The sequence below is a fragment of the Kitasatospora phosalacinea genome, from assembly GCF_030268885.1.
In the GTDB taxonomy this organism is placed as follows: Bacteria; Actinomycetota; Actinomycetes; order Streptomycetales; family Streptomycetaceae; genus Kitasatospora; species Kitasatospora phosalacinea_C.
The window spans coordinates 1-778 of the sequence record NZ_BSSA01000098.1 but is presented as its reverse complement, the minus strand read 5'-3'; the positions used below and the strand labels follow the sequence as shown (position 1 = coordinate 778).

Annotated in this window: 2 rRNA genes; both read right to left on the bottom strand. The window is 60.3% G+C overall.

The features are described 5' to 3' along the window. Positions 1 to 453, bottom strand: a 23S ribosomal RNA gene (locus tag QSK52_RS39110); the annotation flags it as partial. Positions 454 to 728: 275 nt separating this feature from the next. Beyond that, positions 729 to 778, bottom strand: a 16S ribosomal RNA gene (locus tag QSK52_RS39105); the annotation flags it as partial.

Sequence of the window (778 nt, the reverse complement as noted above, 5' to 3'; positions counted from 1 at the left end):
GAAGCTCAAGCGAGCCGTACAGGTTTCGTCTACGGGGGTCTTACCCTCTACGCCGGACCTTTCGCATGTCCTTCGACTACCCATACGGTTTCTGACTCGCCCAGCCGCCGGCAGACGACTGAAGAACCTTCCCACAACCCCAACACGGCAACCCCTGCCGGGTCTCACACCATGCTGGTTTGGCCTCATCCGGTTTCGCTCGCCACTACTCCCGGAATCACGGTTGTTTTCTCTTCCTGCGGGTACTGAGATGTTTCACTTCCCCGCGTTCCCTCCACATACCCTATGTGTTCAGGTATGGGTGACAGCCCATGACGACTGCCGGGTTCCCCCATTCGGACACCCCCGGATCAAAGCTCGGTTGACAGCTCCCCGGGGCCTATCGCGGCCTCCCACGTCCTTCATCGGTTCCTGGTGCCAAGGCATCCACCGTGCGCCCTTAAAAACTTGGCCACAGATGCTCGCGTCCACTGTGCAGTTCTCAAACAACGACCAGACATCCACCCTCGGGCACAAGACGCACCCTCAAGTGAAGCCGGCATCCATGAGGCAACTCCCGTTCCCTCAGGACCCAACAACGTGCCCGACACACCCGCTTCAGGACCTGCGTTCCACGCCCCCGGAGGGGCAGTACTGGCAGTCCGTCACCGCGTGTGCCGAATAGTCAACGTTCCACCCATGAGCTAGCACTCCGGGACGTTCGCCCGAAGCTGCCGTGTGCTCCTTAGAAAGGAGGTGATCCAGCCGCACCTTCCGGTACGGCTACCTTGTTACGACT